Origin of the sequence: Microbacterium sp. LWO13-1.2 (assembly GCF_038397725.1) — a bacterium.
GTDB lineage: Bacteria > Actinomycetota > Actinomycetes > Actinomycetales > Microbacteriaceae > Microbacterium.
The window spans coordinates 884,080-908,352 of record NZ_CP151634.1 but is presented as its reverse complement, the minus strand read 5'-3'; the positions used below and the strand labels follow the sequence as shown (position 1 = coordinate 908,352).

General features: G+C 67.7%; 24 protein-coding genes. 17 read left to right on the top strand and 7 right to left on the bottom strand.

The window, feature by feature from the left end; translation table 11 throughout:
• The first annotated feature begins 103 nt into the window (after positions 1-103).
• Positions 104-2,263, top strand: a complete 2,160-nt coding sequence (locus MRBLWO13_RS04295; protein ID WP_341976570.1) for an adenylate/guanylate cyclase domain-containing protein — start codon at positions 104-106, stop codon at positions 2,261-2,263.
• 1 nt (position 2,264) lies between these two features.
• The gene (locus MRBLWO13_RS04290) at positions 2,265-3,692 is read left to right on the top strand and encodes a mechanosensitive ion channel family protein (RefSeq protein WP_341976569.1); all 1,428 of its coding nucleotides are present in this window, start codon (positions 2,265-2,267) and stop codon (positions 3,690-3,692) included.
• 13 nt (positions 3,693-3,705) lie between these two features.
• On the opposite strand, the gene MRBLWO13_RS04285 is transcribed toward MRBLWO13_RS04290, so the two are convergent.
• On the bottom strand, positions 3,706-4,635 hold the full coding sequence (locus MRBLWO13_RS04285; protein ID WP_341976568.1) for an EamA family transporter: 930 nt from the start codon (positions 4,633-4,635) through the stop codon (positions 3,706-3,708).
• Positions 4,636-4,894: 259 nt separating this feature from the next.
• On the opposite strand from MRBLWO13_RS04285, the gene MRBLWO13_RS04280 reads away from it, so the two are divergent.
• Positions 4,895-6,181, top strand: coding sequence for an adenylosuccinate synthase (locus MRBLWO13_RS04280; RefSeq protein ID WP_341976567.1), 1,287 nt, complete (start codon positions 4,895-4,897; stop codon positions 6,179-6,181).
• Between the two features lie 11 nt (positions 6,182-6,192).
• Positions 6,193-7,296: a beta-propeller fold lactonase family protein gene (locus MRBLWO13_RS04275; RefSeq protein ID WP_341976566.1), complete on the top strand. Its 1,104-nt coding sequence runs from the start codon at positions 6,193-6,195 to the stop codon at positions 7,294-7,296.
• A 150-nt stretch (positions 7,297-7,446) separates the two neighbouring features.
• Here MRBLWO13_RS04275 and soxR read toward each other — a convergent pair whose 3' ends face one another.
• A complete protein-coding gene (gene soxR / locus MRBLWO13_RS04270; RefSeq protein ID WP_341978274.1) occupies positions 7,447-7,992 on the bottom strand; it encodes a redox-sensitive transcriptional activator SoxR in 546 nt (181 codons plus the stop codon).
• Between the two features lie 52 nt (positions 7,993-8,044).
• On the opposite strand from soxR, the gene MRBLWO13_RS04265 reads away from it, so the two are divergent.
• The 8 genes from MRBLWO13_RS04265 to MRBLWO13_RS04230 all read left to right on the top strand — a co-directional run bounded on the left by MRBLWO13_RS04265 (position 8,045) and on the right by MRBLWO13_RS04230 (position 15,877).
• Entirely contained in the window at positions 8,045-9,397 is a 1,353-nt protein-coding gene (locus MRBLWO13_RS04265; protein WP_341978272.1) for an MFS transporter, read from the top strand.
• Positions 9,394-10,416, top strand: coding sequence for a zinc-binding dehydrogenase (locus tag MRBLWO13_RS04260; RefSeq protein ID WP_341976565.1), 1,023 nt, complete (start codon positions 9,394-9,396; stop codon positions 10,414-10,416). Before MRBLWO13_RS04265 ends, MRBLWO13_RS04260 begins: the two co-directional genes overlap by 4 nt.
• Before the next feature lie 89 nt (positions 10,417-10,505).
• On the top strand, positions 10,506-11,930 hold the full coding sequence (locus tag MRBLWO13_RS04255; protein ID WP_341976564.1) for an NAD(P)/FAD-dependent oxidoreductase: 1,425 nt from the start codon (positions 10,506-10,508) through the stop codon (positions 11,928-11,930).
• 212 nt (positions 11,931-12,142) lie between these two features.
• Positions 12,143-13,018: an ATP-binding cassette domain-containing protein gene (locus tag MRBLWO13_RS04250; protein ID WP_341976563.1), complete on the top strand. Its 876-nt coding sequence runs from the start codon at positions 12,143-12,145 to the stop codon at positions 13,016-13,018.
• Positions 13,015-13,704: an ABC transporter permease gene (locus MRBLWO13_RS04245; protein WP_341976562.1), complete on the top strand. Its 690-nt coding sequence runs from the start codon at positions 13,015-13,017 to the stop codon at positions 13,702-13,704. The genes MRBLWO13_RS04250 and MRBLWO13_RS04245 overlap by 4 nt, the downstream gene beginning before the upstream one ends.
• On the top strand, positions 13,701-14,432 hold the full coding sequence (locus tag MRBLWO13_RS04240; RefSeq protein WP_341976561.1) for an ABC transporter permease subunit: 732 nt from the start codon (positions 13,701-13,703) through the stop codon (positions 14,430-14,432). Before MRBLWO13_RS04245 ends, MRBLWO13_RS04240 begins: the two co-directional genes overlap by 4 nt.
• A gap of 55 nt (positions 14,433-14,487) precedes the next feature.
• The gene (locus MRBLWO13_RS04235; protein ID WP_341976560.1) at positions 14,488-15,411 is read left to right on the top strand and encodes an ABC transporter substrate-binding protein; all 924 of its coding nucleotides are present in this window, start codon (positions 14,488-14,490) and stop codon (positions 15,409-15,411) included.
• Positions 15,412-15,511: 100 nt separating this feature from the next.
• Positions 15,512-15,877, top strand: a complete 366-nt coding sequence (locus tag MRBLWO13_RS04230) for a hypothetical protein (RefSeq protein ID WP_341976559.1) — start codon at positions 15,512-15,514, stop codon at positions 15,875-15,877.
• Here MRBLWO13_RS04230 and MRBLWO13_RS04225 read toward each other — a convergent pair.
• A complete protein-coding gene (locus MRBLWO13_RS04225; protein ID WP_341976558.1) occupies positions 15,874-17,058 on the bottom strand; it encodes an AI-2E family transporter in 1,185 nt (394 codons plus the stop codon). The two genes, MRBLWO13_RS04230 and MRBLWO13_RS04225, sit on opposite strands and share 4 nt — an antisense overlap.
• 62 nt (positions 17,059-17,120) lie before the next feature.
• Here MRBLWO13_RS04225 and MRBLWO13_RS04220 point away from each other — a divergent pair, with 62 nt between their 5' ends.
• The 4 genes from MRBLWO13_RS04220 (at position 17,121) to MRBLWO13_RS04205 (ending at position 18,902) form a co-directional block, all read left to right on the top strand.
• Positions 17,121-17,420: a chorismate mutase gene (locus MRBLWO13_RS04220; protein ID WP_341976557.1), complete on the top strand. Its 300-nt coding sequence runs from the start codon at positions 17,121-17,123 to the stop codon at positions 17,418-17,420.
• Positions 17,421-17,528: 108 nt separating this feature from the next.
• Positions 17,529-17,867, top strand: coding sequence for a metalloregulator ArsR/SmtB family transcription factor (locus tag MRBLWO13_RS04215; RefSeq protein ID WP_341976556.1), 339 nt, complete (start codon positions 17,529-17,531; stop codon positions 17,865-17,867).
• Entirely contained in the window at positions 17,860-18,333 is a 474-nt protein-coding gene (locus MRBLWO13_RS04210; RefSeq protein WP_341976555.1) for an SRPBCC domain-containing protein, read from the top strand. The genes MRBLWO13_RS04215 and MRBLWO13_RS04210 overlap by 8 nt, the downstream gene beginning before the upstream one ends.
• Positions 18,333-18,902, top strand: coding sequence for a dihydrofolate reductase family protein (locus MRBLWO13_RS04205; protein ID WP_341976554.1), 570 nt, complete (start codon positions 18,333-18,335; stop codon positions 18,900-18,902). Before MRBLWO13_RS04210 ends, MRBLWO13_RS04205 begins: the two co-directional genes overlap by 1 nt.
• Before the next feature lie 52 nt (positions 18,903-18,954).
• Here the strand turns inward: MRBLWO13_RS04205 and MRBLWO13_RS04200 are convergent, their stop codons facing one another.
• The 4 genes from MRBLWO13_RS04200 to MRBLWO13_RS04185 are packed head-to-tail and all read right to left on the bottom strand — an operon-like array spanning position 18,955 to position 23,096.
• The gene (locus MRBLWO13_RS04200) at positions 18,955-19,869 is read right to left on the bottom strand and encodes a carbohydrate ABC transporter permease (protein WP_341976553.1); all 915 of its coding nucleotides are present in this window, start codon (positions 19,867-19,869) and stop codon (positions 18,955-18,957) included.
• Positions 19,866-20,885 (bottom strand): sugar ABC transporter permease, encoded by a 1,020-nt coding sequence (locus tag MRBLWO13_RS04195; RefSeq protein ID WP_341976552.1) that lies wholly within the window; start codon positions 20,883-20,885, stop codon positions 19,866-19,868. Before MRBLWO13_RS04195 ends, MRBLWO13_RS04200 begins: the two co-directional genes overlap by 4 nt.
• A complete protein-coding gene (ngcE, locus tag MRBLWO13_RS04190) occupies positions 20,882-22,297 on the bottom strand; it encodes an N-acetylglucosamine/diacetylchitobiose ABC transporter substrate-binding protein (RefSeq protein WP_341976551.1) in 1,416 nt (471 codons plus the stop codon). The genes MRBLWO13_RS04195 and ngcE overlap by 4 nt, the downstream gene beginning before the upstream one ends.
• Before the next feature lie 49 nt (positions 22,298-22,346).
• The gene (locus MRBLWO13_RS04185) at positions 22,347-23,096 is read right to left on the bottom strand and encodes an SIS domain-containing protein (RefSeq protein WP_341976550.1); all 750 of its coding nucleotides are present in this window, start codon (positions 23,094-23,096) and stop codon (positions 22,347-22,349) included.
• A 184-nt stretch (positions 23,097-23,280) separates the two neighbouring features.
• On the opposite strand from MRBLWO13_RS04185, the gene MRBLWO13_RS04180 reads away from it, so the two are divergent.
• On the top strand, positions 23,281-24,258 hold the full coding sequence (locus tag MRBLWO13_RS04180; RefSeq protein ID WP_341976549.1) for a BadF/BadG/BcrA/BcrD ATPase family protein: 978 nt from the start codon (positions 23,281-23,283) through the stop codon (positions 24,256-24,258).
• Positions 24,259-24,273 lie beyond the last annotated feature (15 nt).

The window sequence follows — 24,273 nt, the reverse complement described above, 5'->3', positions numbered from 1 at the left end:
CGATCCGCCCCGTTTCGTGGCTGGCACGCCGATATGTGGCTAGTGTCTGACCTGGGGGCCGGGGCGGGGAGACATCGGGCGGGTCAGGCACAGCGGAGGGTACATGAGCGACACCGGCACGGGAATGATCGGCACAGGCATCGGAGACAGGGTGCGGCGCCGGCGCGGCGGGCTCAGCATCCAGTCGAAGCTCCTCATCATGCTGCTTGCGGTGAGCCTGCTGTCGTCGATCGTCATCGGCGCCGTCGGCTTCGTCAACGGGCGTCAGGCGCTGCATGACGCGGCCATCGACCAGCTCATCACGATCCGGTCCATGCGCGCCTCCGAAGTGCTCGAGGCAGTCGATGACGCCAAAGAGGCGGCATCGCTGCACTCGCGAAACCTCAGCGCACAGACGCTTTCGACGACGTTGAACGCGGCCTTCGACGAGCTGCAGCAGACGGTGATCACCGATGAGCAGCAGGACCAGCTCGAGGCGTACTACTCGAACACCTTCGTTCCCGCGCTCGAGGATCGCACCGGCGAAGAGTACGGGACCGAGGCATTCATCCCCGAGTCGAATGCCGGCCGCTACCTCCAGCTCCAGTACACGACGCGCAACCTCGACTTCGACGCGGACTACGACACCCTGCTGCGCGCGAATGACTCCGGCGACGGATCGTCCTATTCCGCGGGGGCCGAGCGCTACGGCGACTACTTCTCACGGTTGATCGAGGAGGCCGGTTACGAAGATGCTCTGCTGCTCAACCTCGAGGGAGACGTCGTCTTCTCGGCGTACAAGGGCGTCGACCTCGGCACGAATCTCAACACCGGTCCGTACCGCGACACCGCCTTCGCCCAGACCTATCGCGACACCATCGCGACGAACTCGGTCGACGCGCTCGGCATCACCGACTTCATGCGGTGGATCCCCTCCATGAACATGCCCACGATGTGGGTGATCTCCCCGGTCGGCAACGACAGCGGCATCACGGGTGCCATCGCCTTCCAGGTCTCCCTCGATGCCGTCAACAACGTGATGACCGGCAACGAGGGGTGGAAGAGCCAGGGACTCGGCGACACCGGAGAGGTCTACCTGGTCGGTCGTGACGATCTCATGCGCAGCACCTCCCGCCGCCTCGAGGAAGACCCGGAGGCCTACGTCAAACGGCTCATCGCCGGCGGGATCGCCCCGACGATCGCGGAGCGCATCGGCGAGGTCAAGGGGACGGTTCTTCTGCAGCCCGTGCAGACGACGGCGGTGCAGGAGGCCCAGGCCGGACGCAGCGGAACGATCGTGGGGCGCGATTACATCGGCGGCGACAGCGTCACCGCCTATGCCCCGCTGGAGATCGAAGGCCTCGACTGGGTGATCATCGCGCGCATCGACACCGCTGAGGCGTTCGCGCCGGTCGCCGATTTCACCCGCAATGTGCTGCTGTCCCTGCTCGGCATCCTCCTCGGAGTCTCGCTGCTCTCGCTGGTGCTCGCCCAGGTGTTCACGAGGCCGATCCACCGACTCGTCGAGGCGGTGCGTCGCGTGGCCGCCGGTGATCTCGCGGTGCAGGTTCCGCAGGGGTCACGAGACGAGTTCGGCGACCTCGGCAACGCCTTCAACGACATGGCGTCGAGCCTGCGGATCAAACAAGAACTCATCGACGAGCAGCGCATCGAGAACGAGAAGCTGCTGCACACCCTGATGCCCGAGAGCGTCGCCGCACGGTACAAGCAGGGCGACGAGGCCATCGCCGAGGCGCACGAGAACGTATCGGTCGTCTTCGCAGAGCTCACCGGATTCGACGAACTCGCCAGCAATCTCAACGGCGAAGAGGAGATCGGCTACTTGAACGCGCTCATGCGCGGATTCGATGAAGCAGCGCAGAAGACCGGCGTCGAGAAAGTCCGCACCCTCCGCGGCGGCTACCTGGCGTCCTCGGGTCTTTCCGTTCCGCGCGTCGACAACGTGCGCCGCAGCGTGGAGTTCGCGAGAAGCCTGGTCGACGTGATCGAGCGGTTCAACGCGCAGAACGGCACGTCGATCGGATTGCGCGCCGGCGTCGACACCGGCACCGTCACCAGCGGCCTCGTCGGCCGCACGAGTCTCGCCTACGACCTGTGGGGGGATGCCGTGAGCCTGGCCTACCGGGTCAGATCGGTGACCGGTGAGCCGGGGGTCTACGTCAGTCAGACCGTGTACGACCGCACCCGCGAGGGCTACACCTACGTCGAGGCGGGGACCGTCGAGTCTCAGGGACGCACCGAGACCGTCTGGAAGGTGGCCTGAGATGCTCGAGGAGGCGTTCGCGGACGGCTGGGGCTGGTGGGTGATCGCACTCGCCGTGGGGGTTCCGGCCCTGCTCGTCGTCCTGACCGAGCTGATCGGATTCCTCAGTCGTCGTCAGCATCCGCTCGCAGGTCCGCTGACGCTCATGCGCAACTGGGTGGTCCCGGTCGGCGCCCTCTTCGCGCTGCTCGCCTTCGCGATCCAGTCCCCGGCCGACGCCGTCTGGGTCAGGGTCGTCGCGACGGTGTTCGGGTTCCTGGTGATCCTGCTCGTGCTGTCATCCTTCAACGTCGCCCTCTTCGCCAACGCGCGAGTGGGCACCTGGCGGCAGCGCATTCCGACGATCTTCGTCGAGATCGCCCGCCTCATCCTCGTCGTGGTGGGTCTCGCCATCCTGTTCTCCTGGGTCTGGGGTGCCGACGTCGGAGGCCTCTTCGCCGCCCTCGGCGTCGGGTCGCTCGTCATCGGTCTGGCGCTTCAGAATGCCGTCGGCGGTGTGATCTCCGGGCTCCTCCTCCTGTTCGAACAGCCTTTCAAGATCGGGGACTGGCTCGACACCGGCGGTGTCAAAGGCCGGGTGGTCGAGGTGAACTGGCGCGCCGTGCACATCGAGACCGGTGGCGGCATCCAGATCGTGCCCAACGCGACCCTGTCCGGTGCCTCGTTCACGAACATGAGCGAACCGGCAGGACCGTACTGGGCGACGGCGTCGTTGAAGTTCTCCACGGATGACCCTCCGCACGAGGTGATGTCGCTGCTGGTCGAACTCGCCGACGGGCTGCCGATGCGAGCGGTCGGCGAGCGGGCCAGCGTCGAGTACTCGGGTGCTGCGGCATACACGGTCTCCGTTCCGGTCACCGCACCGCCCGACGCTTCACAGGCGATGACCGTGTACCTCTCCTGGCTCTGGTACGCGGCGCGGCGCCGGGGGCTCGCCCTGGATGGGGATGCCACCGACCCGGTCGCCGATCCGGCTCGACTGGCCCAGGCTCTGGATGCCGTCGGTCCCACGCTGCACCTGCGTGACGAGGATCGCGAGGGGGTTCTCGAGGGGGCCAGGCTCGAGCGCTACGGCGTCGCGGAGGTCGTGCTGCCGTCGGGAGTCGTTCCCGACGAGGTGCGGATCATCGTCTCGGGACGTGCGTCACTGCGCGTGGAGATCGGCGACGCACGCATCGATGTCGGCGTCAGCGAGCCCGGCGAGCTCATCGGTCAGAGTGCGCTCACCCGCGAGCGCACCAGGGTCGTGACGACCGCGAGCGAGATCCTCACGGTACTGGTGCTGCCACTCGCCGTCGTGGACGACCTCGTGCGCGTGCGACCACGGCTCGCCGCGGAGATCGGGGCGTCGCTCGAACTGAAGCGGTCGCAGGCGGAGGAGGCTCTGGCGCGCTCCGGGGTCTCGGCGAACACGCTCTCCTCGCGCTGAACGCCGCGCGCGGTCAGGTTCGAGCGCGCCGTCGCATCCGCGTGACGAGAACGCCCAGCAGGCAGAGCGCTCCGCCGATGAACATCATCAGCGTGGGGACTTCGCCGAGGATCATCCACGACATCAGGATCGCGATCGCGGGCACCACATACGTCGTCGCCGAGGTCTGCCCCGCGGTGCTGCGCTGCAGAACATAGGCCCAGGTCGTGAAGGCGATCGCGGTGGGGAAGATACCCAGGTAGACGACCCACAGGGTGGCATCGAGCGGCGCCGTCTGCAGGTCGCTGACGAGGCGGCCCACCCACGGGAGCAGTGCGATGGTGCCGACGATCGCTCCGAGCCACGTCAGCGTCGTCGCGTCGACCCCCGAGGTGAGCAGATGCTTCTGCACCAGCGTGCAGCCCGCGTACATCACGGCCGCGAGCAGGGCGAGCAGCAGACCGGTGATGTCGAGACCGGCGCTCGTCGAGGAGTTCATGCCGATCAGCACCACACCGAGGAAGGCGATCGGCGCCCCGATCAGCAGCGGCTTGGGGAAGCCCTCGCGCAGGAACAGGCCACTGAAGACGACGACCATGAGAGGCGCGAGATTCACGACCATCGCCGCGGTGCCGGCATCGAGCGTGAGCTCTGCGCTGTTGAGCGCCAGGTTGTAGACGCAGAACCATCCGACGCCCCAGACGACCACGAGCAGCCAGTGGCGGCGCTCGGGCATGCGGATGCCGTGCCGCAGGGCGATGATCCCCAGCGCGACGGAGCCGACGGCCATCCGCAGCAGCGCCAAGGCGCCAGGGTCGTAGTGCGGACCGGCACCGCGGATGCCGATGAATGCCGACGCCCACAGCACGACCGTGACGAGCGCGGCGACGAGAACGAGCGGGGCGCGCGACTTGTCGACGGCGGTGCTCGACAGGGCCGGGGTGCGGCCGGTGACTTCTGGCATCTTCCGATACTCCCAGCGGCCACCGACATCGGGCGACCGGCTGGAACGCCATCCGTCGTCCATTTCCCGCCAGCTCTGCCGAACCAGCCTTTCCGGCATGAAGCAGAGTGAGGCTGACTCCGTCTCATGCGGGAACCCTCGTTTCGGCGTGAGGCACCGGCCCAACGGCATCTGTACAGCCCTTCGGTAGGATGGGGACCGCCCGAATAGGGCCAGCTCATCGGCCGGTGCAAGCCCGGCGAAAGCAGGGGGGTTACCCATGCCAGGAATCGTGATCATCGGCGTGCAGTGGGGCGACGAAGGAAAAGGCAAGGCCACCGATCTGCTCGGTGAGCGCACCGACTGGGTGGTGAAGTTCAACGGCGGCAACAACGCCGGGCACACCGTCGTCGTCGGCGACGAGAAGTACGCGCTGCACCTGCTGCCCTCCGGCATCCTCTCGCCCGGAGTGACCCCGGTGATCGGCAACGGCGTGGTCATCGACCTCGAAGTGCTCTTCTTCGAGCTCGAAGCGCTCTCGGCCCGTGGCATCGACGTCTCCCGGCTGCGCGTCAGCGCGAACGCGCACATCATCACGCAGTACCACCGCACGCTCGACAAGGTCACCGAGCGCTTCCTCGGCAAGCGCATGATCGGCACCACCGGCCGCGGCATCGGCCCGGCCTACGCCGACAAGATCAACCGCGTCGGCATCCGCGTGCAGGATCTCTTCGACGAGAACATCCTGCGCCAGAAGGTGGAGGGCGCACTCGACCAGAAGAACCACCTGCTGGTGAAGATCTTCAACCGTCGCGCGATCACCGCCGACGAGGTCGTCGAAGACCTGCTCTCCTACGCCGAGCGGCTGCGTCCGATGGTCGCCGACACCGGCTACCTCCTCGCCGAGGCCCTCGATCGCAATGAGGTCGTCGTCTTCGAAGGCGGCCAGGCGACCATGCTCGACGTCGACCATGGCACCTACCCGTTCGTGACCTCGTCGTCCGCGACCGCCGGTGGCGCCTCGACCGGATCGGGTGTCGGCCCCGGCAGCCTCGACCGCATCGTCGGGATCGTGAAGGCGTACACGACCCGCGTCGGCTCCGGTCCCTTCCCCACCGAGCTCTTCGATGAGCAGGGCGAATGGCTGCGTTCGCGCGGCTTCGAGTTCGGCACCACCACCGGGCGTCCCCGCCGGGTGGGCTGGTACGACGCCCCGATCACGCGCTACGCGACCAGGGTGAACGGCATCACGGATCTTGTGCTCACCAAGCTCGACATCCTCACCGGCCTTGAGCAGATCCCGGTCTGCGTCGCCTACGACGTCGACGGCGTGCGCTTCGACGAGGTGCCGGTGAACCAGACCGACTTCCACCACGCGAAGCCGATCCTGGAGTACTACCCGGGCTGGAGCGAGGACATCTCGACCGCGCGCACGTTCGAGGACATGCCGAAGAACGCGCAGGACTACGTTCTGGCACTCGAGGCGATGAGCGGCACCCGCATCTCGGTGATCGGCGTCGGGCCCGAGCGCGATCAGGTCATCGTCCGTCACGACCTGGTCGACTGAGCCTCGCACTCGTGACACGTTTCTGGATCGGCGGCTACGGCCCCGGCATGGATGGTTCGGCCGCGGGCATCGGGATGCTGGCGGGAGACGAAGGGCGTGAGGCCACGTCGCTCGCCTATCGCGGTGCGGTCACCGATACGCCGTCGCCGTCGTGGCTGGCGCAGCATCCGACCCTCGACGTCGTCTACGCGGCGTTGGAGGGTGACGCCGCGGTGCAGGCCTTCGCTCGTACCGGCGAGTCATCGCTGTCGCCACTCGGAGAGCCGGTGCCGGTCGGGAAGTACGTCTGCCACGTCGCCATCTCGCCGAGCGGCTCCTCGCTGATCGCCAGCTGCTACGGCGACGGCCGAGTGGTGCGCATCGGTGTCGACGCCGCCGGCCGGCTGATCCCGGATACCGACAACCGTGCGGCCGCGCTGCGTGCCGCATTCTTCGGCGAGCCCGACCCGGATGACGCCGCCCCCGCGGGCACAGGCGTCGCCGCATCCGACCCGTATGCCGAAAGCGGCATGGAACGCGAATCGCACGCGCACGCCGCCGCGTTCCTCCCGGACGGCCGCATCGCGACCACCGACCTCGGCTTCGATCTGGTGCGCATCTGGCGTGCCTCAGCGAGCGGGCTCATCCTCGATCACGAGGTCGTGCTGCCGCAGGGCACGGGGCCCCGTCACATGGTGGTGCATCCGAGCGGACACCTGCACGTCGTCACCGAGTACTCGTGCGAGGTGTTCACGCTCGCGGCGTCCCGCGAAGGCCAGTGGGGTGTGGTCTCGTCGACGCTGTCGGCCCCCATCGCCCAGGTCGGATTCGACTTCCCCGCCGAGCTCGCCCGCACTCGCGATGGCGCCTTCCTCTACACGGCGCTGCGCGGCAGCAACACGATCGCGGCGCTTCGAGTCCGTGACGGCGGTGCGGCCCTGGAACCGATCGCCCTCGCCGACTCCGGCGTGGACTGGCCGCGGCACCACCTCGTGCACGAGGGCAAGCTGCTCGTCGCAGGGCAGCGGTCCGACACGATCAGCCTGCTCGACCTCGACGAGCGCACGGGCGCGCCCCTGGGCATCCGCCATCAGGCACCCGCCCCGACGCCGACGCACTTCCTGCCGGTGCGCTGAGGCGCCCCTCCCGCCCTCTCACCCGAGCCCGTCACCCGCTCGGTACGTTCACAACTCAGGAAAAGTGCGGCGAATCAGTCTGGAACGCCCGGGTGCACCGGGTGTCGCTGCCGTTCTTCCTGAATTGTGAACAGTCGGCGGCGGGAGCCGTCACTCCGCGACGGGGTGTCCGCCCTTCGCGAGCCAGCGGATCGGGCCGGCACCGTTGCGTCCGAGCACATCGCCGGGGTTCTGCAGCGCGCAGGAGTTCAGGCTCAGGCAACCGCACCCGATGCATCCGTCGAGGTCGCGCCGCAGGTGCTCCAACTGTCGGATGCGCGCGTCGAGCTCGTCGCGCCAGCGCTGCGAGAGTCGCGCCCAATCCCGCTTGGTGGGTGTGCGGCCTTCGGGAAGGGATTCGAGCGCCGTACGGATGTCCTTGAGCGGGATGCCGACGCGCTGCGAGACCCTGATGAACGCGACGCGACGCAGGGTGTCGCGGCCGTAGCGGCGCTGGTTGCCCGCGGTGCGCTCGGAGAAGATCAGGCCGTTTCGTTCGTAGAAATGAAGGGCGGATGCGGCCACCCCGCTGCGGGCGGAGAGCTCGCCGATCGTGAGCTGACGGTTCTTGTCGCCGACCAATTGGGGCATGCTCTTCTCCTCGCCACGCCGGTCACTTGACCTCAACCATAGTTGAAGTCTTAGCGTCGTCCTCATGACAACGAACACCGAAGAAGTGCGGACGGCGAAGACCTCCGCGCCGGGGATCATGAGCAGCGGGTATCTCTGGATCACCATCGGCGCGTGCGCGCTCGTGTTCCTCGGCGCATTCGAATCCCTGGCCGTGACCACCGTGATGCCCGTTGTGAGTGCCGATCTGAACGGCGAGAGCCTGTACGCGCTGGCGTTCGCAGGCCCGCTCGCCACCGGCGTGATCGGTATGGTCGCAGCGGGCAACTGGGCGGATCGGCGCGGGCCGAAGGGGCCGCTGTACACGGCTGTCACCGTCTTCGTCGTCGGTCTGCTGATCGCCGGACTCGCGCCCAGCATGGAGGTCCTGGTCGCGGGACGCTTCGCCCAGGGTCTGGGAAGCGGAGCGCTGATGGTGGCCCTGTATGTCGTCGTCGCCCGGGTGTACCCGCCCGACCTCCATCCGGCGATCTTCGCTGGGTTCGCAGCCGCCTGGGTCGTGCCCTCGTTGATCGGACCGACGCTCGCTGGCGCGGTGACGGAGCTCTGGAGCTGGCACTGGGTGTTCCTCGGCGTCGTCATCCTCGTCTTGGCGGCACTGCTCATGGTGATCCCCGCGCTCCGAGGACTGTCCGATGACGCCGGCGACCCGTCGACGCCGTGGGCATACGGCCGCCTCGGCTGGTCGGTGCTCGCGGCGCTGGCCGTGCTCGCACTCGACCTCCTGAGCGATGTGCCCGGCCTCGGGCCCGTACTCGCGATCGGCGCGGTGATCATCGCCCTCGTCGCGGTGCGGGCACTGGTTCCGCCGGGAACCCTGCGCGCGCGCCGCGGTCTTCCGGCGGTCATCCTGGTCCGCGGACTCGGTGCCGCCGCCTTCTTCGGCACGCAGGTCTACCTGCCGTATCTGCTGACCGATCGGTACGCCCTGTCACCCACGCTCGCGGGGCTCGCGCTGACCGGTGGTGCGCTGGCATGGTCCACGGCTGCGACGGTGCAGGGGCGGATGGGTGCACGCCTGTCCAGCGTGACGGCGGTGCGGGTCGGCACCCTGCTCGTGCTGGCGGGCATCCTTCTGACGGTGCTGACGGCGGCGTTCCGCTGGGATGCCGCGACGATCGCCGTCGCGTGGATCATCGCGGGCACCGGGATGGGGCTGATGAGCCCGAGGTCGAGTGCGCTGACGCTCGGCATGTCGACCCCGGAGACCCAGGGGTTCAACAGCGCGGCGATGACGGTCGCCGACTCCTTCGGGAGCGCTCTGGCTCTCGCCATCACCGGGGCGTTGTTCGCCGCTGTGGCGACCAGCGGAGATCCCTTCACGGCCGTCTTCGCCCTCGCCGGTGCGCTCGCCGTCGCCGCCGCCGTCCTGGCGCCCAGGGTGCGGGCGGGCATCAGCAGCGCCTCGACGAGCACGGAGGCGAGAGCATGACCACGGATATCGGGAGAGCGGGAACCATGAGAGCGGTCGTCCAGCGTGAACTCGGCTGGCCGGACGTGCTCACCGTTGAAGACGTGCCGATGCCGGAGCCCGGCGAGGGGCAGGTGCGCATCCGGGTCGGCGCGGCGGGGGTGCACGCCGTGGACACCGACATCCGCCGCGGCGAAGGCCCCGCGTCGATGCCGCAGACGCTTCTTCCGATGACGCCCGGCCGTGAAGTCGCAGGCATCGTGGATGCCGTGGCGGCAGACGTCGACGAGAATCTCCTCGGCGCGCGCGTCGTCGCACACGTCGGATTCCTGAACGGCGGGTACGCCGAGTTCGCACTCGCTCCGGCGACCGCCCTTCACGTCATCCCGGAGTCCGTGCCCTTTGCCCAAGCGGTCGCCGCGATCGGCACGGGGCGCACGGCGCAGCTCGTGCTCGAGCACGCGGGGATGCAGGAGGGCGACGTCGTCATCGTCCCCGGAGCATCCGGCGGGCTCGGCAGCCAGCTCGTCCAGCTGGCGCTGTCGGCGGGGTCCACGGTGGTCGCCCTCTTCGGGGGCGAGGCGAAGCGGGCCGTCGTCGAGCGGCTCGATTCCGTGTCTGCGGCTGATCGCGGTCGTTTTCTGCCACTGGATGCCACGGACGAGACATGGCCCGAACGCATGATCGCGGCACTCGGCGAGAGGACGCCGTCGCTGCTGCTCGACGGCGTCGGCGGCGCGATCGGCAGGGCGGCTGTCGAGACACTCGGGCGCGGCGCGCGCATCGTGATCATCGGATGGTCGAGCGGTGCGGCCGTGCGGCTCGACACCGACGACATCGTCGAACGCTCCCTCACGGTCACGGTTCCGCTCGGGCGCCCCGTCACCCAGCTGCGCGTGCTGGAGCGCCGTGCGCTCGATGCGGTCGCGGAGGGGCGAACGGCGCCTCCGGTCGACGAGTTCCCGCTGGAGGATGCCGGCGCCGCGCACGCGGCCATCGAGGAGCGTCGCCAGCGCGGAAAGGTCGTGCTGATTCCCTGAGCGCGTCGGATGCGGAACAAAGTCCGTGACTCGACGTTGCACTTCGGTGAGACTGGGCTCTGCGGCCAGACCCGGAGGAAGAGGCGACGATGGCGACCGAAGAGTATGACCTGATCATCCTGGGCGGAGGACCGGTCGGTGAGAACGTCGCCGATCGCGCCGTGCAGGCCGGGCTCAGCGCGATCATCGTGGAGAGCGAACTCGTGGGCGGCGAATGCTCCTACTGGGCGTGCATGCCGTCGAAGGCTCTGCTGCGTCCGGCGCAGGCGCTCCGCGCGGCTCAACGCGTCGGTGGTGCGGCCGAGGCCGTGACCGGAGCGCTCGACGTGCGCGCGGTGCTCGCCCGCCGCGACGGGTTCGCCAGCAACTGGTCGGATGACGGACAGGTGCAGTGGCTGAACTCCGCCGGCATCGATCTCGCGCGCGGGCACGGCCGTCTCACCGGGGAACGCGAAGTCACCGTCACCGACGCGGACGGGGCGACCCGGGTGCTGAAGGCGCGGCACGCGGTCGCGATCAGCACCGGATCGGATGCGGTCATCCCGCCGATCGATGGATTGCGTGACGCGTCGCCCTGGACGAGCCGAGAGGCGACGAGCGCCCAGGAGGTGCCCGACGCGCTCGCGATCATCGGGGGTGGCGTTGTCGCGGTGGAGATGGCGACCGCCTACGCGAGCCTCGGCTCGACGGTGACGCTGATCGCCCGCGGGGAGCTGCTCGGATCGATGGAGCCGTTCGCAGGGGAGCGGGTCGCCGCAGGCCTTCGCGGGCTCGGCGTCGACCTCCGTACCAGCACCGGCACGACATCGGTGCGTCGAGACCCATCCGGAGTGACCATCGCGCTCGACGACGGCAGCGAGATCACGGCGAACGAGGTGCTGGTCGCGACCGGGCGTCGGGCCCGCAGTGACGACATCGGCCTGGAGACCGTCGGCCTCACCCCCGGCCGATGGATCCAGACGGATGACACGCTGCGCGTACCCGGGATGGATTGGCTCTACGCGGTCGGCGACGTCAACGGCCGTGCGCTGCTCACCCACCAGGGCAAGTACCAGGCGCGGGCCGCCGGCGATGTCATCGCGGCGAGGGCCAAGGGGGAGACCGTGGATGCCGCAGGATGGGGCCGTCATGCCGCCACCGCCGACCACGCGGCCGTGCCTCAGGTCACGTTCTCGGAGCCGGAGGTCGCATCGGTCGGACTCACCGAGCATGCCGCGCGGGAAGCGGGAAACGCCGTGCGGGTTGTCGACTACGACCTGGGGCACGTGGACGGCGCGCGACTGTACGAGGACGGCTTCGAAGGCCAGGCGCGACTCGTCGTCGACACCGAGCGCGACGTGATCCTCGGGGCGACGTTCGTCGGCCCCGGCGTCGCCGAGCTCCTTCAGGCGGCCACCGTCGCCGTCGTCGGCGAAGTGCCGATCTCCCGCCTCTGGCATGCGGTCCCCGCGTATCCGACGATGAGCGAGGTCTGGCTCCGGCTGCTCGAGGCGTACGGACGGGACTCCGCGTGACTCGCTCACCTCGCACCTCCGAGCGCGGTGCACGGTCCAATCCGTCCGTGCTTCGGCTCCGAACAGACCAAGGATCTCCGCGGTAGGCCGCGCGTCCGGGTCAGCGGTGCATCTGTGTGCACATCGAACCCGGTCGGCACAACCCTGCCCAGGATGTCCGTGACCTCTTATACGCTCGAAATCGAGTCGATCGACCGTCTGGAGACCAGCCCATGATCGAGTTCCGTTCCGTCACGAAGCAGTTCCCCGATGGCACCGTGGCCGTCGACGATTTCAGCCTCGTGCTGCCCTCGCGAAAGACGACCGTGTTCGTCGGGTCATCGGGATGCGGCAAGACCACGCTCCTGCGGATGATCAACCGCATGGTCGAGCCGACGTCCGGTGACGTCGAGATCGACGGCGAGAGCGTGCTCGGCGGCGATCCGGTCGCGCTTCGCCGGAGCATCGGTTACGTCATGCAGAACTCCGGACTCATGCCGCACTTCACGGTGATCGACAACGTGGCGACCGTGCTGCGGCTGAACGGGGTGAGCCGGTCGGCCGCGCATCAGCGGGCACGGGAACTTCTCGACACCGTGGGCCTCGCCCAGAGTCTCGCCGATCGGTACCCGAGTCAGCTGTCCGGCGGACAGCAGCAGCGCGTCGGCGTCGCCCGCGGACTCGCCGCCGACCCGAACATCCTGCTCATGGACGAGCCGTTCGGAGCCGTCGATCCGATCGTCCGCGCCGATCTGCAGCAGGAGACCATCCGGCTGCAGCACGAGCTCGACAAGACGGTCGTCTTCGTGACCCACGACATCGACGAGGCATTCCTGCTCGGCGACCAGGTCGTGATCCTCGACAAGGGCGCGCGCATCGTGCAGGTGGGCAGCCCGAGCGAGATCATCGAGAATCCGGCGAATGATTTCGTCTCGGCGTTCATCGGCGTCGAGCGCGGCCGACGCGCACTGCACCTCAAGCAGACGCCACGCGGCACCGTCGTCGTCGACTCAGAGGGGCGCACGCAGGGCGCGATCGTCGAGCAGGCCGAAGTCGCCGACACGGCGGATGCCGTCGCCGGAAGTCGTGCGCAGGACGGCTCGCTGTGACCTGGGTCCTCGACAACCTCGGGCTCATCCTCGAGCTGACCGCGGCGCACCTCCGGCAGAGCGTCGTGCCGATCGTGCTCGGCTTCCTGCTGTCGCTGCCGCTCGGATGGGTGGCGTGGCGCTACCGCCTCGTCCGCGGTCCGATCATCGCGCTCACCGGGCTGCTGTACACGATCCCCTCGTTGGCGCTGCTGATCCTCCTGCCCTCCGTCGTCGGCTATTCGGCGAGGAGCGAGGCCAACCTCATCATCGCGCTGACGATCTACGCCGTCGCGATCCTGGTGCGGGCCGTCGCAGACGGGCTCGATTCGGTGGACGACGGTGTGCGCCAGGCCGCCACCGCCACCGGTTTCGCGCCGTTCCGGCGATTCTGGGCGGTCGAGTTCCCGCTCGCCGGGCCCGTGATCCTCGCGGGTCTCCGGGTGACCGCCGTCAGCACGATCTCCCTCGCCACGGTGGGCATCCTGATCGGCGTCCGAAACCTCGGATACCTGTTCACCGACGGTCTGCAGCGCCGCATCATCGCGGAGGTCCTCGCCGGAGTGATCGCCGTCGTGGTGATCGCGCTGATCGTCGACTTCCTGCTGCTGCTCGCGGGGCGGGCGCTGATGCCCTGGACTCGTGCAGTGGCGAAGACCGCGAAGACCGCGCCGAGCCCGGCGGCGACGATGAGGGCGGCCGCATGAACCTTTTCGCCGATGCTTTCGCCTGGCTGTTCTCGCCTGATCGGTGGCAGGGCACCTACGCTCTTCCGGTCCTGTTCGGCCAGCACATCGCCTACACGCTCATCTCGGTCCTGATCGCCGCGCTCATCGCCCTGCCCGCGGGATGGCTCATCGGGCACACCGGTCGCGGTCGAGAGATCGCCGTCGCGATCTCGGGGGCCGCCAGGGCGATCCCGTCGTTCGGCCTGATGGTGCTGATGGTCCTGCTGCTGGGCGTGCTGCGCGTGCCGGAGGCCGCGATCATCACCTTCGTGCTCCTCGCCATCCCGTCACTCCTCGCGGGCGCCTACACCGGGTTGGAGGCGATCGATCGCCGCGTGCTGGATGCCGCACGGGCGATGGGGATGACCGAGTGGCAGGTGTTCTGGAAAGTGGAGGTGCCACTGGGGTTGCCGCTGCTGGTCGGCGGGCTGCGGTCGGCGCTGCTCCAGGTCATCGCTACGGTCACCATCGCCGCCTACGTGAACCTGGGCGGCCTCGGCTGGCCGATCATCCAGGGCATTCCGCTGCAGAAGTTCGACCAGGTCCTCGGCGGTGCGATCCTCGTCGCGCTGCTCGCTCTGCTCGTCGACCTGCTGCTCGCCCTCGCCCAGCACGCCGCTGTCCCGGCGGGGGTGCGCGCGGTGCCCGCGCGGGAGCGCCGCCGCGCGCGATCCTCATCTGCCCACGCCTCACCGGCGCCCGCCTGACCGCATGCGTCCCCGACCTCAAGACCCCAGAAAGCTCCAGAGAAAGAGAAGCCCCATGTTCACAGCACGTAAGTCTCGACTCGCTCTCGCGGGGGGCCTCGCCCTTGCCGCATCCCTCGTTCTCGCCGGCTGTGCGAGCAGCAACCCGCTCGACGCGCCGTCCGAGGAGACCGGCGCAGGCGGCGGCGGTGACGACACCATCGTCATCGGATCGCAGGCGTACTACTCGAACGAGATCATCGCCGAGATCTACGCCCAGGCCCTCGAGGCGGCCGACTTCACGGTCGACCGCCAGTTCACCATCGGCCAGCGCGACGTGTACATGCCCGACGTGGAGTCCGGCGCGATCGACCTGTTCCCCGAGTACACGGGCAACCTGCTCGAGTATCTCGACGACAGCGCCACCGCGACCAGCCCCGACGACGTGTATGCGGCTCTGCAGGATGCACTGCCCGACGGCCTCACCGCACTCGAGTACGCCGAGGCATCCGATCAGGACACCTACACGGTGCTGAAGAGCTTCGCCGACGCGAACAAGCTGACGAGCATCTCCGACCTGTCGAAGGTCACCACCCCGGTCACGATCGGCGCCGCTCCCGAGTTCGAGGAGCGTCCGTATGGGCCGGCTGCGGCCAAGGAGGTCTACGGCGTCGACCTGGCGTTCTCCGCGACCGGGCCGACCACGCTGGAGTCGCTGCTGGCCGGCGAGATCCAGGTCGCCGACATCTACTCGGCAGACCCGGCTTTCCAGACGGAGGAGATCGTCGCACTCGAAGACCCGGAGAACATCATCCTGGCCTCGAACGTCGTGCCGATCGCCTCGACCGACGTCGCCGACGAGATCGCCGACGTCATCAACGCCATCAGCGCGAAGCTCACCGCCGAGGAACTGGTGGGCCTCAACGTGCAGAGCACGGTCGACCAGAAGTCGGCGGCCGACATCGCGAAGTCCTGGCTGGAGAAGAACGGCCTGCTCTGACCGGACAGACAGGGGGCCTTCCGATGACCATCGGAAGGCCCCCTCTGCATGCGGGCGTGCGGCCTGAGACAATGGAGTCCATGGCAACGGATAGATCGGCATGATCTCGAAGCGAGATCTCGCCCAACGGCTCGACATCTCCCTGGAGATGGCCGACCGCCACGGATTCGGCGACGGGGCGAGCGAATCCGAGCTCGTGGCGCTCGAACAGGATCCGCCCGCGTGGCTCGTCCAGTCGCGGTCGAACCGCAAGAAGGGCGCCCGCCCCGTGTGGGTCACCCTGACCTGCGAAGTGTGCGGCTACACCGAGACGACCAGGCCCAAGAAGTGGTGGCCGGAGTTCACGTACGTCAGTTGCCGCCACCACGCACTCGGCGAACTTCCGAAGCCGGCTGATGGGCACCATCGCGGCCAGTTCGAGGGCGTCGGAAGCCGATTCGTCGGCATCGTCGATCAGGAGCTCTAGACCCTGGCGTCCTGACGCGGCACCCACACCTGCTTGATGATGATCAGGATGGATGCCGCAACCGGCACGGCCACCAGCGCGCCGAGGAGCCCGAGCAGTGTGCCTCCGGCGAGAGCGCCGATCACCACGAGTGAGCCAGGGATCGAGATCGCCCTGTTCATCACGCGGGGGGTGATCACATACGCCTCGACCTGCATGTAGACGAGGTAGATGATCCCGAAGATGAGCGCGGCCACCGGGTCGGTGAACAGGGCGAGTCCGGTGCCGATGACCCAGAACATCACGGAGCCGACCAGCGGGATCAGGGTGACGCAGAACGCGACGGTCGCCATCAGCGGCGGGAAGGGCAGGCCGAGCGCTGTGTACAGCACGAGAGCGATCATCGCGTTGAAGAAGGCCAGTACGACCATCCCCATCACGTAGCCGCCGACCGCATCGGTGATCAGATCGGTGATGTCTGCGGTGCGGGCGCGGTCGCGGGCCGGGGCGAGGCTGAGCATCCCCTTCTTCATCCCGGGAAGCGTGGCGACGAAATAGATCGTGAGCACGAGTACGACGATGGCGCCGGAGATGCCCGTCGCGATCGAGGCACCCACCTGCAGGGCGCCGCCGCCGATCGCGGCGATGTTGCCCGGGTCGGAGAGGAACTTCTGGATATCGGCGACGAGGGTCTGGAACTGGTCGCCGAACTGCCTGTCGAGGGTGGCGTAGAGATCGGTAGCGGTGAACTCCTGGATCATCGCCGGCACCGAGCGGACGAAGCTGGCGATCTGCTCGATCACGATCGGAAGCACCATCCACAGGATCAGCGCGACGACCACGATGAGGCCGAGGATCACGACGGCCACGGCCACGGCGCGGGAGAGGCCGCGCCGCTCGAGGAACCGGACGGCGGGGTCGAGGCCGAGAGCTGCGAAGAGCGCCAACGCGATATAGATGAGCACGGTCGCGAGGTTCGACAGGGCAAGACCCAGCAGAACGGCCGCGAGCCCCCCGAGCGTGACCAGGAACCCGAAGACGAAGGGCCGGTCGATGCGCGTCCAGAAAGAGCGGCTCGGCGTCATCGGCTCGATGACCACGGCGCGCGGCACCGATGCGGAGGAGGGAGCGGGTGACGGCGGCACCTCGACGGGCGGGGTGTCGTCGATGACGTCGGGTGTCGTCGATTCGTCGTTGCTCATGCCCTCACGATATCGGTGTCACAGCTGGGATCGACGGCGGCGGAACCTCCTAGAGTAGGGGCATGACAGCAGCCATGGACCCCCGGGAAGAACTGCTACGGCTGCGTGCCACGATCGACAACATCGATGCCGCCCTCATCTTCATGCTGGCCGAGCGTTTCCGTGCCACCCAACAGGTCGGGCACCTGAAGGCCGAGCATGAGATGCCGGCATCCGACCCGCGGCGCGAAGAGCAGCAGACAGCCCGCCTCCGGGCGCTCGCCGAAGAGGCCCACCTCGACCCCGAGTTCGCCGAGAAGTGGTTCAACTTCGTCGTGGCCGAGGTCATCCGCCATCACACCGAGGCGGCCGAAGGCCGCTGACGAGGGTCCGCCGCGCTCGGGGGAGATCACCGATGCCGCACGGAAGGCTTGACGGCGCCCTCGCACGCGCGCATAGTTAAGGCATCCACTAATTAAGGATTTGCTTACATGGATGCAGCGGATGAACTCAGCCTCGTCTTCCAGGCCCTCGCCGATCCGACCAGGCGTGCGATGATCTCGCGCCTCAGCAGCGGCTCGACGACCGTCGGAGAACTGGCCGAGCCGTTCGCGATGAGCCGCCCCGCGATCTCGCAGCACCTCAAGGTGCTCGAGCGCGCCGGTCTCGTCGAGCGGACCGTCGACGCGCAATGGCGACGGTGCACGCTCCGCACGGAACCCCTCGACGAGGCTGCGGCCTGGGTCGAGCGGCACCGCGCCGAGTGGAACGCGCGCTTCGACGCGCTCAGTGAGCGACTCCAGGAGCTGAAAGGAACGACCGATGCCTGAGCAGACGGCGACGAGCCAGAAGCAGTTCACCATCACACGCGTCTTCGACGCGCCCCGCGACCTGGTGTGGCGCGCCTGGACGGATCCCGAGGAGGCCATCTTCTGGTGGCATCCGCGAGGCGTGAGTCTCCCCCGGGAGAGCGTCGAGATCGATGCGCGACCAGGCGGCCGGTACCGCTACACGATGATCGCGCCGGACGGCACGGAATATCCCACCGCCGGGGTGTACCGCGAGATCACGCCGCCGGAGCGGCTCGTCTTCACCTGGGGATCTCAGGGCGATCCTGACGAATCCGCCCCGGTCATCACCGTCGACTTCGCGACGCACGGCGATGCCGGCGATGAGACGCTGATGACGTTCCATCTGCAGGGTTTCGACGGTGCACCGGGCGATGAGTTCGTCTACGACGGCTGGGACTCGGCGTTCGACATCCTCGTCGAGCATCTAGACGGGGAGGCATCCTGATGGGCCTCCTCACGGTCGAGCAGATCGTGAGCGTCGACGGATACGCCGCAGAGCCCGACGGCGGCATCGGCTTCATGGATGCCGCCGATGTCGGCAACGCCAATGACGACGACCAGCTCGCGTTCCTTCACGGCGTCGACGCGATCCTGCTGGGCGCGAACACCTACCGGATGTTCGCGGGGTACTGGCCGACGGCCGACCCCGACGTCGAGGTCGTCGCCGAACCGATCAACCGCCTGCCGAAGTTCGTCATCTCGAACACGCTCACCGAGGCGCCCTGGGGCGACGGGGCGATCGAGATTCTCCGAGGTGACGCCACACGTGCAGTCACCGATCTCAAGGAGCGGTACGGCCGGATCGTCGTCTGGGGCAGCCTCGAGCTCGCCGACGCGCTGTTCGAGGCTGGTCTGGTCGATGAGCTGCGCCTCCGCGTCGTACCGGTGCTCATCGGCGAGGGGCGCTCGTTCACGCCGACGTCGCTCGGCCAGCGCCGCCTCGACCTGGATCGGGTCGTCTCGCACCCGAGCGGTCATGTCGGAATGACCTACCGGGTCGTGGCATCCGCCTGAGAATGCTGAAGGCCCCGGAACGCGACGGCGTTCCGGGGCCTTCAATGTGAAGCTACTTCGAGGTGCCCTGCGACACCGATCCCTGCAGCTGACGCTGGAAGAAGATGTACACCAGGAGCACCGGCACGATCGTGATGATCACCGCGGCGAACAGAGCGCCCTGGTCGACCTCGTACCCTGCGGCCGACGCGAACGCCGCCATTCCCTGCGACAGCACGTACTGCGATGAGTTCGGGTTCAACGCGACGGGCAGCAGGAACTGATTCCACAGGCCGAGGAAGTTCAGGATGCCGACCGCTGCCAGGCCGGGCTTGGCCATCGGCAGCATCACCTGGAAGAAGGTGCGCCATTCGCTCGCGCCGTCGACGTAGGCCGCTTCCTGGATCTCGTACGGCAACGACTTGAAGAACGAGTAGAGGAAGAACACCGTGAACGGCAGCGCGAACGCCACATAGGTGATGATGAGCCCCGGCAGAGTGCCGAGCAATCCGATCCCCTGCAGGACGAAGAACAGCGGAACGATCGCGAGGAACACCGGGAAGGTGAGACCCGCGAGCATCAGGTAGTAGATCACCCTGCTGCCGGGCACCGAGAACCGCGCGAGCACGTAGGCGCACATCGCGCCGAGCAGCATCACCAGGACCAGCGAGACGCCGACCACGATGATCGTGTTCAGGAACATCTGGCCGAAGTTGTGCTTCGTCCAGGCGTTGATGTAGTTCGTGAAGTCCCACGACGACGGCAGCGTGAACGGCGATTCGAAGATCTCCGACGTGGACTTGAACGAGCTGAACAGCGTCCACAGCAACGGCAGGATCACCACGATCGACCAGATGGCCAGCACGATGTGCGAGATGGTGCCGACGACCTTGTCGCCAGTCGTCGTCCTGGTCTTGCGGACCAGAACCGGATTCTTGCGGGCGCGCTTCGGATCGATCGAGATCAGGGTCTGCGTCTTGTCGCTCATATGCGTCCCCCATCGTCTTTGCCGCCGGTGAGTCTGTTGACCAGGAACACGAGCGCGGCGAACAGCAGCGTGATCACCGCGAGCACGACGCCCATGGCACTCGCCAGGCCGAACTGGCTCTTCTCGAATGCGGTGCGGTACAGGTACTGCGACATCACGAGAGTGGTGTTACCGGGGCCGCCGGTGGCGTTCAGGGCCGCCATGTAGACGAACGCGTCGAGTGCCATGATGCCGATGTAGATGTACGCGGTCTGCACGTTGTCGCGGATCAGCGGGAGGGTGATCGAGATCGTCGTGCGGAATCGGCCGGCGCCGTCGATGCGGGCGGCCTCATAGGTCTCGGCAGGGATGCCCTTGATCGCGGCGATGAACAGCACCATGTAGAAGCCGACCATGCCCCAGACGATCACGAAGATCGACGCACCCATCGCGGTGGTCTCGTCGCCGAGCCAGGCGAAGCCCTTCACATCCAGTCCGGCCGTATCGAGGATGCCGTTGAGCAGCCCCTCCGGCGAGTAGATCAGCGCCCAGAGGATGCCGATCACGATCGCGGGAATGACGTACGGGAAGAACGAGACGACGCGGTAGAAACTCGATCCGCCGAGGCCGCGAACCTGACCACTGCTCGGGCCGCCGACCGTGATCATGCTCGCGAAGACGAGCGCGATCGACAGGGTGATCAGCGGCACGGCGATCGCCAGAAGGATGTTGTTGCCCATGGCCTGGAGGAACGTCGAGTCGGAGAAGAGTCGACCGAAGTTCTTGAGCCCGACGAAGTCCATCTCCGGCGAGAAGCCGGTCCAGTTCGTCATCGAGTAATACACGGCCTGCACGAACGGCGAGATCACGAAGATCAGGAAGATCGCCACCGGCAGGACGAGGAACACCAGCAGGAAGGAGACGTAATCGAAGGTCAGCGGGCGCTGCCCAAGACGGGGCGGCTTGCGCCGCCCCGTCTTGGGAGTGATGACTGCGGCGGTGTTCGTCGCCGAGTCAAGACCGGGAAGTGAGGTCACTTGATCTCGATCTTGTTGACCGAGTCGTCGTCGCGGACCTTGTCGGTGAGGGCCTGCAGCTGCTGGGTGATCTCAGCGACCGTCATCTTGCCGTCGAGGAACGAGTTCCAGATCGGCAGCTGGTCGCTGTTCATGCCGTACAGGTTGAACGACTTGATGGTGAAGACGTTCTCACCGGCGGTCGCCAGCAGTTCCGACTGCGACACGAGTGCGGTCGAGCCGAAACCGTCTTCGGGAACGGTGCCCTTGACGATCGTCGGAGCGAGCTTCTCCTTCGCGAAGGCGGTCGCCGACTCCTTGGAGAGCATCGTGCGCAGCAGCTCCTTGCCACCGGCCGGGTTCTTCGCCTTGGTCGGAACGACGAACGGCTCGCCGGCCTCGGCGCGCATCGTGCCGGCCGGGGTCGTCTGGCTGGTGTTGAGGGGCAGCTCGGCGAGGCCCTTCATCGCGAAGCCCTCCTTCGTCTGCGACTTCATCTCGTTCTCGATCCACGAGCCCGACGGGTACAGCAGCGCCTCCTGCTTGTTGCTCCACTGCGCCTGCGCCTCGGTGAACTGCGTGCCCGAACCGCCCGGCTTCACGTAACCCGAAGCGATCAGGTCGTGGAAGATCGTCAGGATGTCCTGGATGACCGGGTTGGACCAGCATCCCTCTTCGAGGTTCTCGAGCGGCAGGCGCACGTCGTCGCCACCCTGGATGACGGCCGAGTCGACGACCATCGTCTGGTAGTAGGTCGCCGCTTCCTTGCCCCAGAGGAACAGGAACTTGCCCTGTGCCTTTGCGGCCTCGCCGAGAGCCTTGAGGTCCTGCCAGCTCGTCGGCACCTTCCAGCCGTTCTCCTCGAACAGGCTCGACGAGTACCACAGGCCGTACACGGTCATGACGTAGTTCAGTGCGACGAACTTGCCGTCGAACGTACCGGGAGCCTCGACGCCGCCGTACAGCGTGTCGCGGATCTTCTCGCCCTCGAGGTTCTCGGAGTCGATCACCGAGGTGAGGTCTTCGAGCTGGTCGATGATCGTGTTCCAGCCGATCGAGTTCGCGCCGGAGTTGTCGATGAGGTCCGGCGGGTTGCCGCCGACGAAGCGCGGCTGCAGTTCGGTGGCGATCTTGGTCGAGGGCGAGACCTTGACGGTGACGCCGTCGAGACCCTTGCTCTTCTCCATCAGCTTCGCGGCGTTCTCGACGTAGTCGACGCCGTAGCCACCGTTGAAGATGACCGCGTCGACGGTCGTGTTGGCTGCGACACCGAACGGGTTGTCGGATGTCACCTCGCCCTTGGGTCCGGTGCTTCCGCCGCCGCCGGGTGCGGCGCAGGATGCGAGGGACATGCCAAAGGGCAGCAGCAGCGCCGTCGCGGCTGCACCGCGCAGCAGGTTGCGGCGGCTGATGGACTGGTTGTTGAGTTCCATCTTCGTACCTTTCGTTGTGGTGTGATCGGTGAGGGTGTGTCGGGTGCGCTCAGGCGCCCCGTCGGATGCGGCCGCGGTAGCGGTCTTCGAGGACTGAGTTGTGGTCGTCGCCGCCGGGAATGTTGGCGGAGATGTACATCGGGGGCGTCTCGCCGCGGTCGGCGATCGTGCGCGCCACCCCGAGCGTGAGCAGCTGAGCGATGTACGCGGCGGTGATCGACGAGATCGCGCCGGCTCCGATGCCGTCGGCGACCTCGAGAGTCGTGTCGCCGTAGGGGGCGAGGTTGTCGATGACGATGTCGGCGACCTCGCTGAGACGCTGGCCGGACGGATGCTTCGGCTGCACGCGTGCGGTGTGCTCCAGGCTGGTCACCGCGATCACGCTGTGCCCGTGCTCTTTCGCCCACAGCGCTGCGCCGACGATGGATCCGTTCACGCCGGAGTTCGAGGCGATCACGAAGATGTCGTTCTCGCCCACCGGGACGGTTGCCATGAGCTCCTCGACGACCCACGGTTCGCGCTCCAACGCGCCGGTGAGCACCTCGACGTCGCGATCTCCGTGCATCACGATGTCGCGGAGCGCGAAGCGGTTGGTCGGGATGAGTCCGCCTGCGCGCCCGGAGATCTCCATGGCGAAGGCTTCGGAGTGTCCGGTGCCGAAGGCGTGGATGACGCCGCCGCCGTCGAGAGCGCCGACCAGCAGTCCGATCGCACCGTCGAAGGCACCGGATTCGGCTCGAGCGGTCAGTTCCGCGAGTCGGGTCTGCGCCTCGCGGAACAGGTCTGACGCATCGGTCATCGCGGGTCTCCTTGCTGGAACTGCTTCACTGACAGGTCGTCGGGTTGCCGGCCTCGCCATTGCCGAGGCCCATGCTGCGTGGCACCATTGCCTCCAGAATCCGACCCCGGGATTTCCCTTGGGTTGAAGCTATGCTCACGGCGCATCAAGGTCAAGTTAGGACGCATAACAAATGGGTCACGACATGTTGATGTTGGGCGTGGACGCCGGTGGAACATCGACCAGGGCGGTGCTGACGAACGCCGGCGGGGCGTGTCTCGGCTACGGCGTCGGCGGGCGCGGCAACCCGATCTCTGCGGGTCCTGAGCGGGCGGCGGACGGCGTGCTGGAGGCCGTTCAGGGGGCGGTCGCGTCGGCCGGCTGTGCGGTGGGCGACATTGCCGTGATCACCGCGGCCATGGCCGGACAGCGAGCGTCCGGCGCCGGGGCGGAGCGGCTTCGCGACCGGCTGACCGCTGCCGGCTTCACCGGACGACTCGCCTTCGAGTCCGATCTGCTGGCGACGTATTTCAGCGGGGCGGCGGAGGAGTTCGGGTACGCGATCGTGTCCGGCACCGGGGCAAGCGTCATCCGCATCTCGGGCGGTCGGATCGACGTGGCGAGCGACGGTCTGGGCTGGCTGCTGGGCGACCGCGGCAGCGGCTTCTGGATCGGTCGCCGCGTCGCCAGGGCCGTGGTGCAGGATCTCGACGCCACGGGACCGGAGACGGCGCTGACGCGCGGGGTGCTCGATCATCTCGGCATCCCCTCGGAGTCCACGCGCGGCGACGGCCGCTCGGTCATGCTGGAGCGGATCGTCGACGCGCTGTACGCCCGGCCGCCGATCGAGCTCGCCTCGCTGGCGCCGCTCGCGTTCGCGACCGAAGGAGATCCGGTGGCCGAGCGCATTCTGCGACGGGCGGGCGAGCATCTCGCCGACTCGCTGATCGCCGTCCTGACCGGACCGGGGCCGCTCGTCGCGGGAGGTGGCGTGCTGTCGCGCCCCGGAGCGGTGCGGGATGCTTTCATGAGGCGCCTCGGAGCTGCCGCGGTCGGCCTGGATCTGCGTCCGGTCGTCGACGGGGTCATCGGAGCGGGCGTGCTCGCGCTGCGCGCCGGCGGGGTGCCGACGACGGACGAAACGCTCGCGACGCTCACCGCGACGCTCGCCCGCTTTCGGTGACGCCCGGCGAATCTC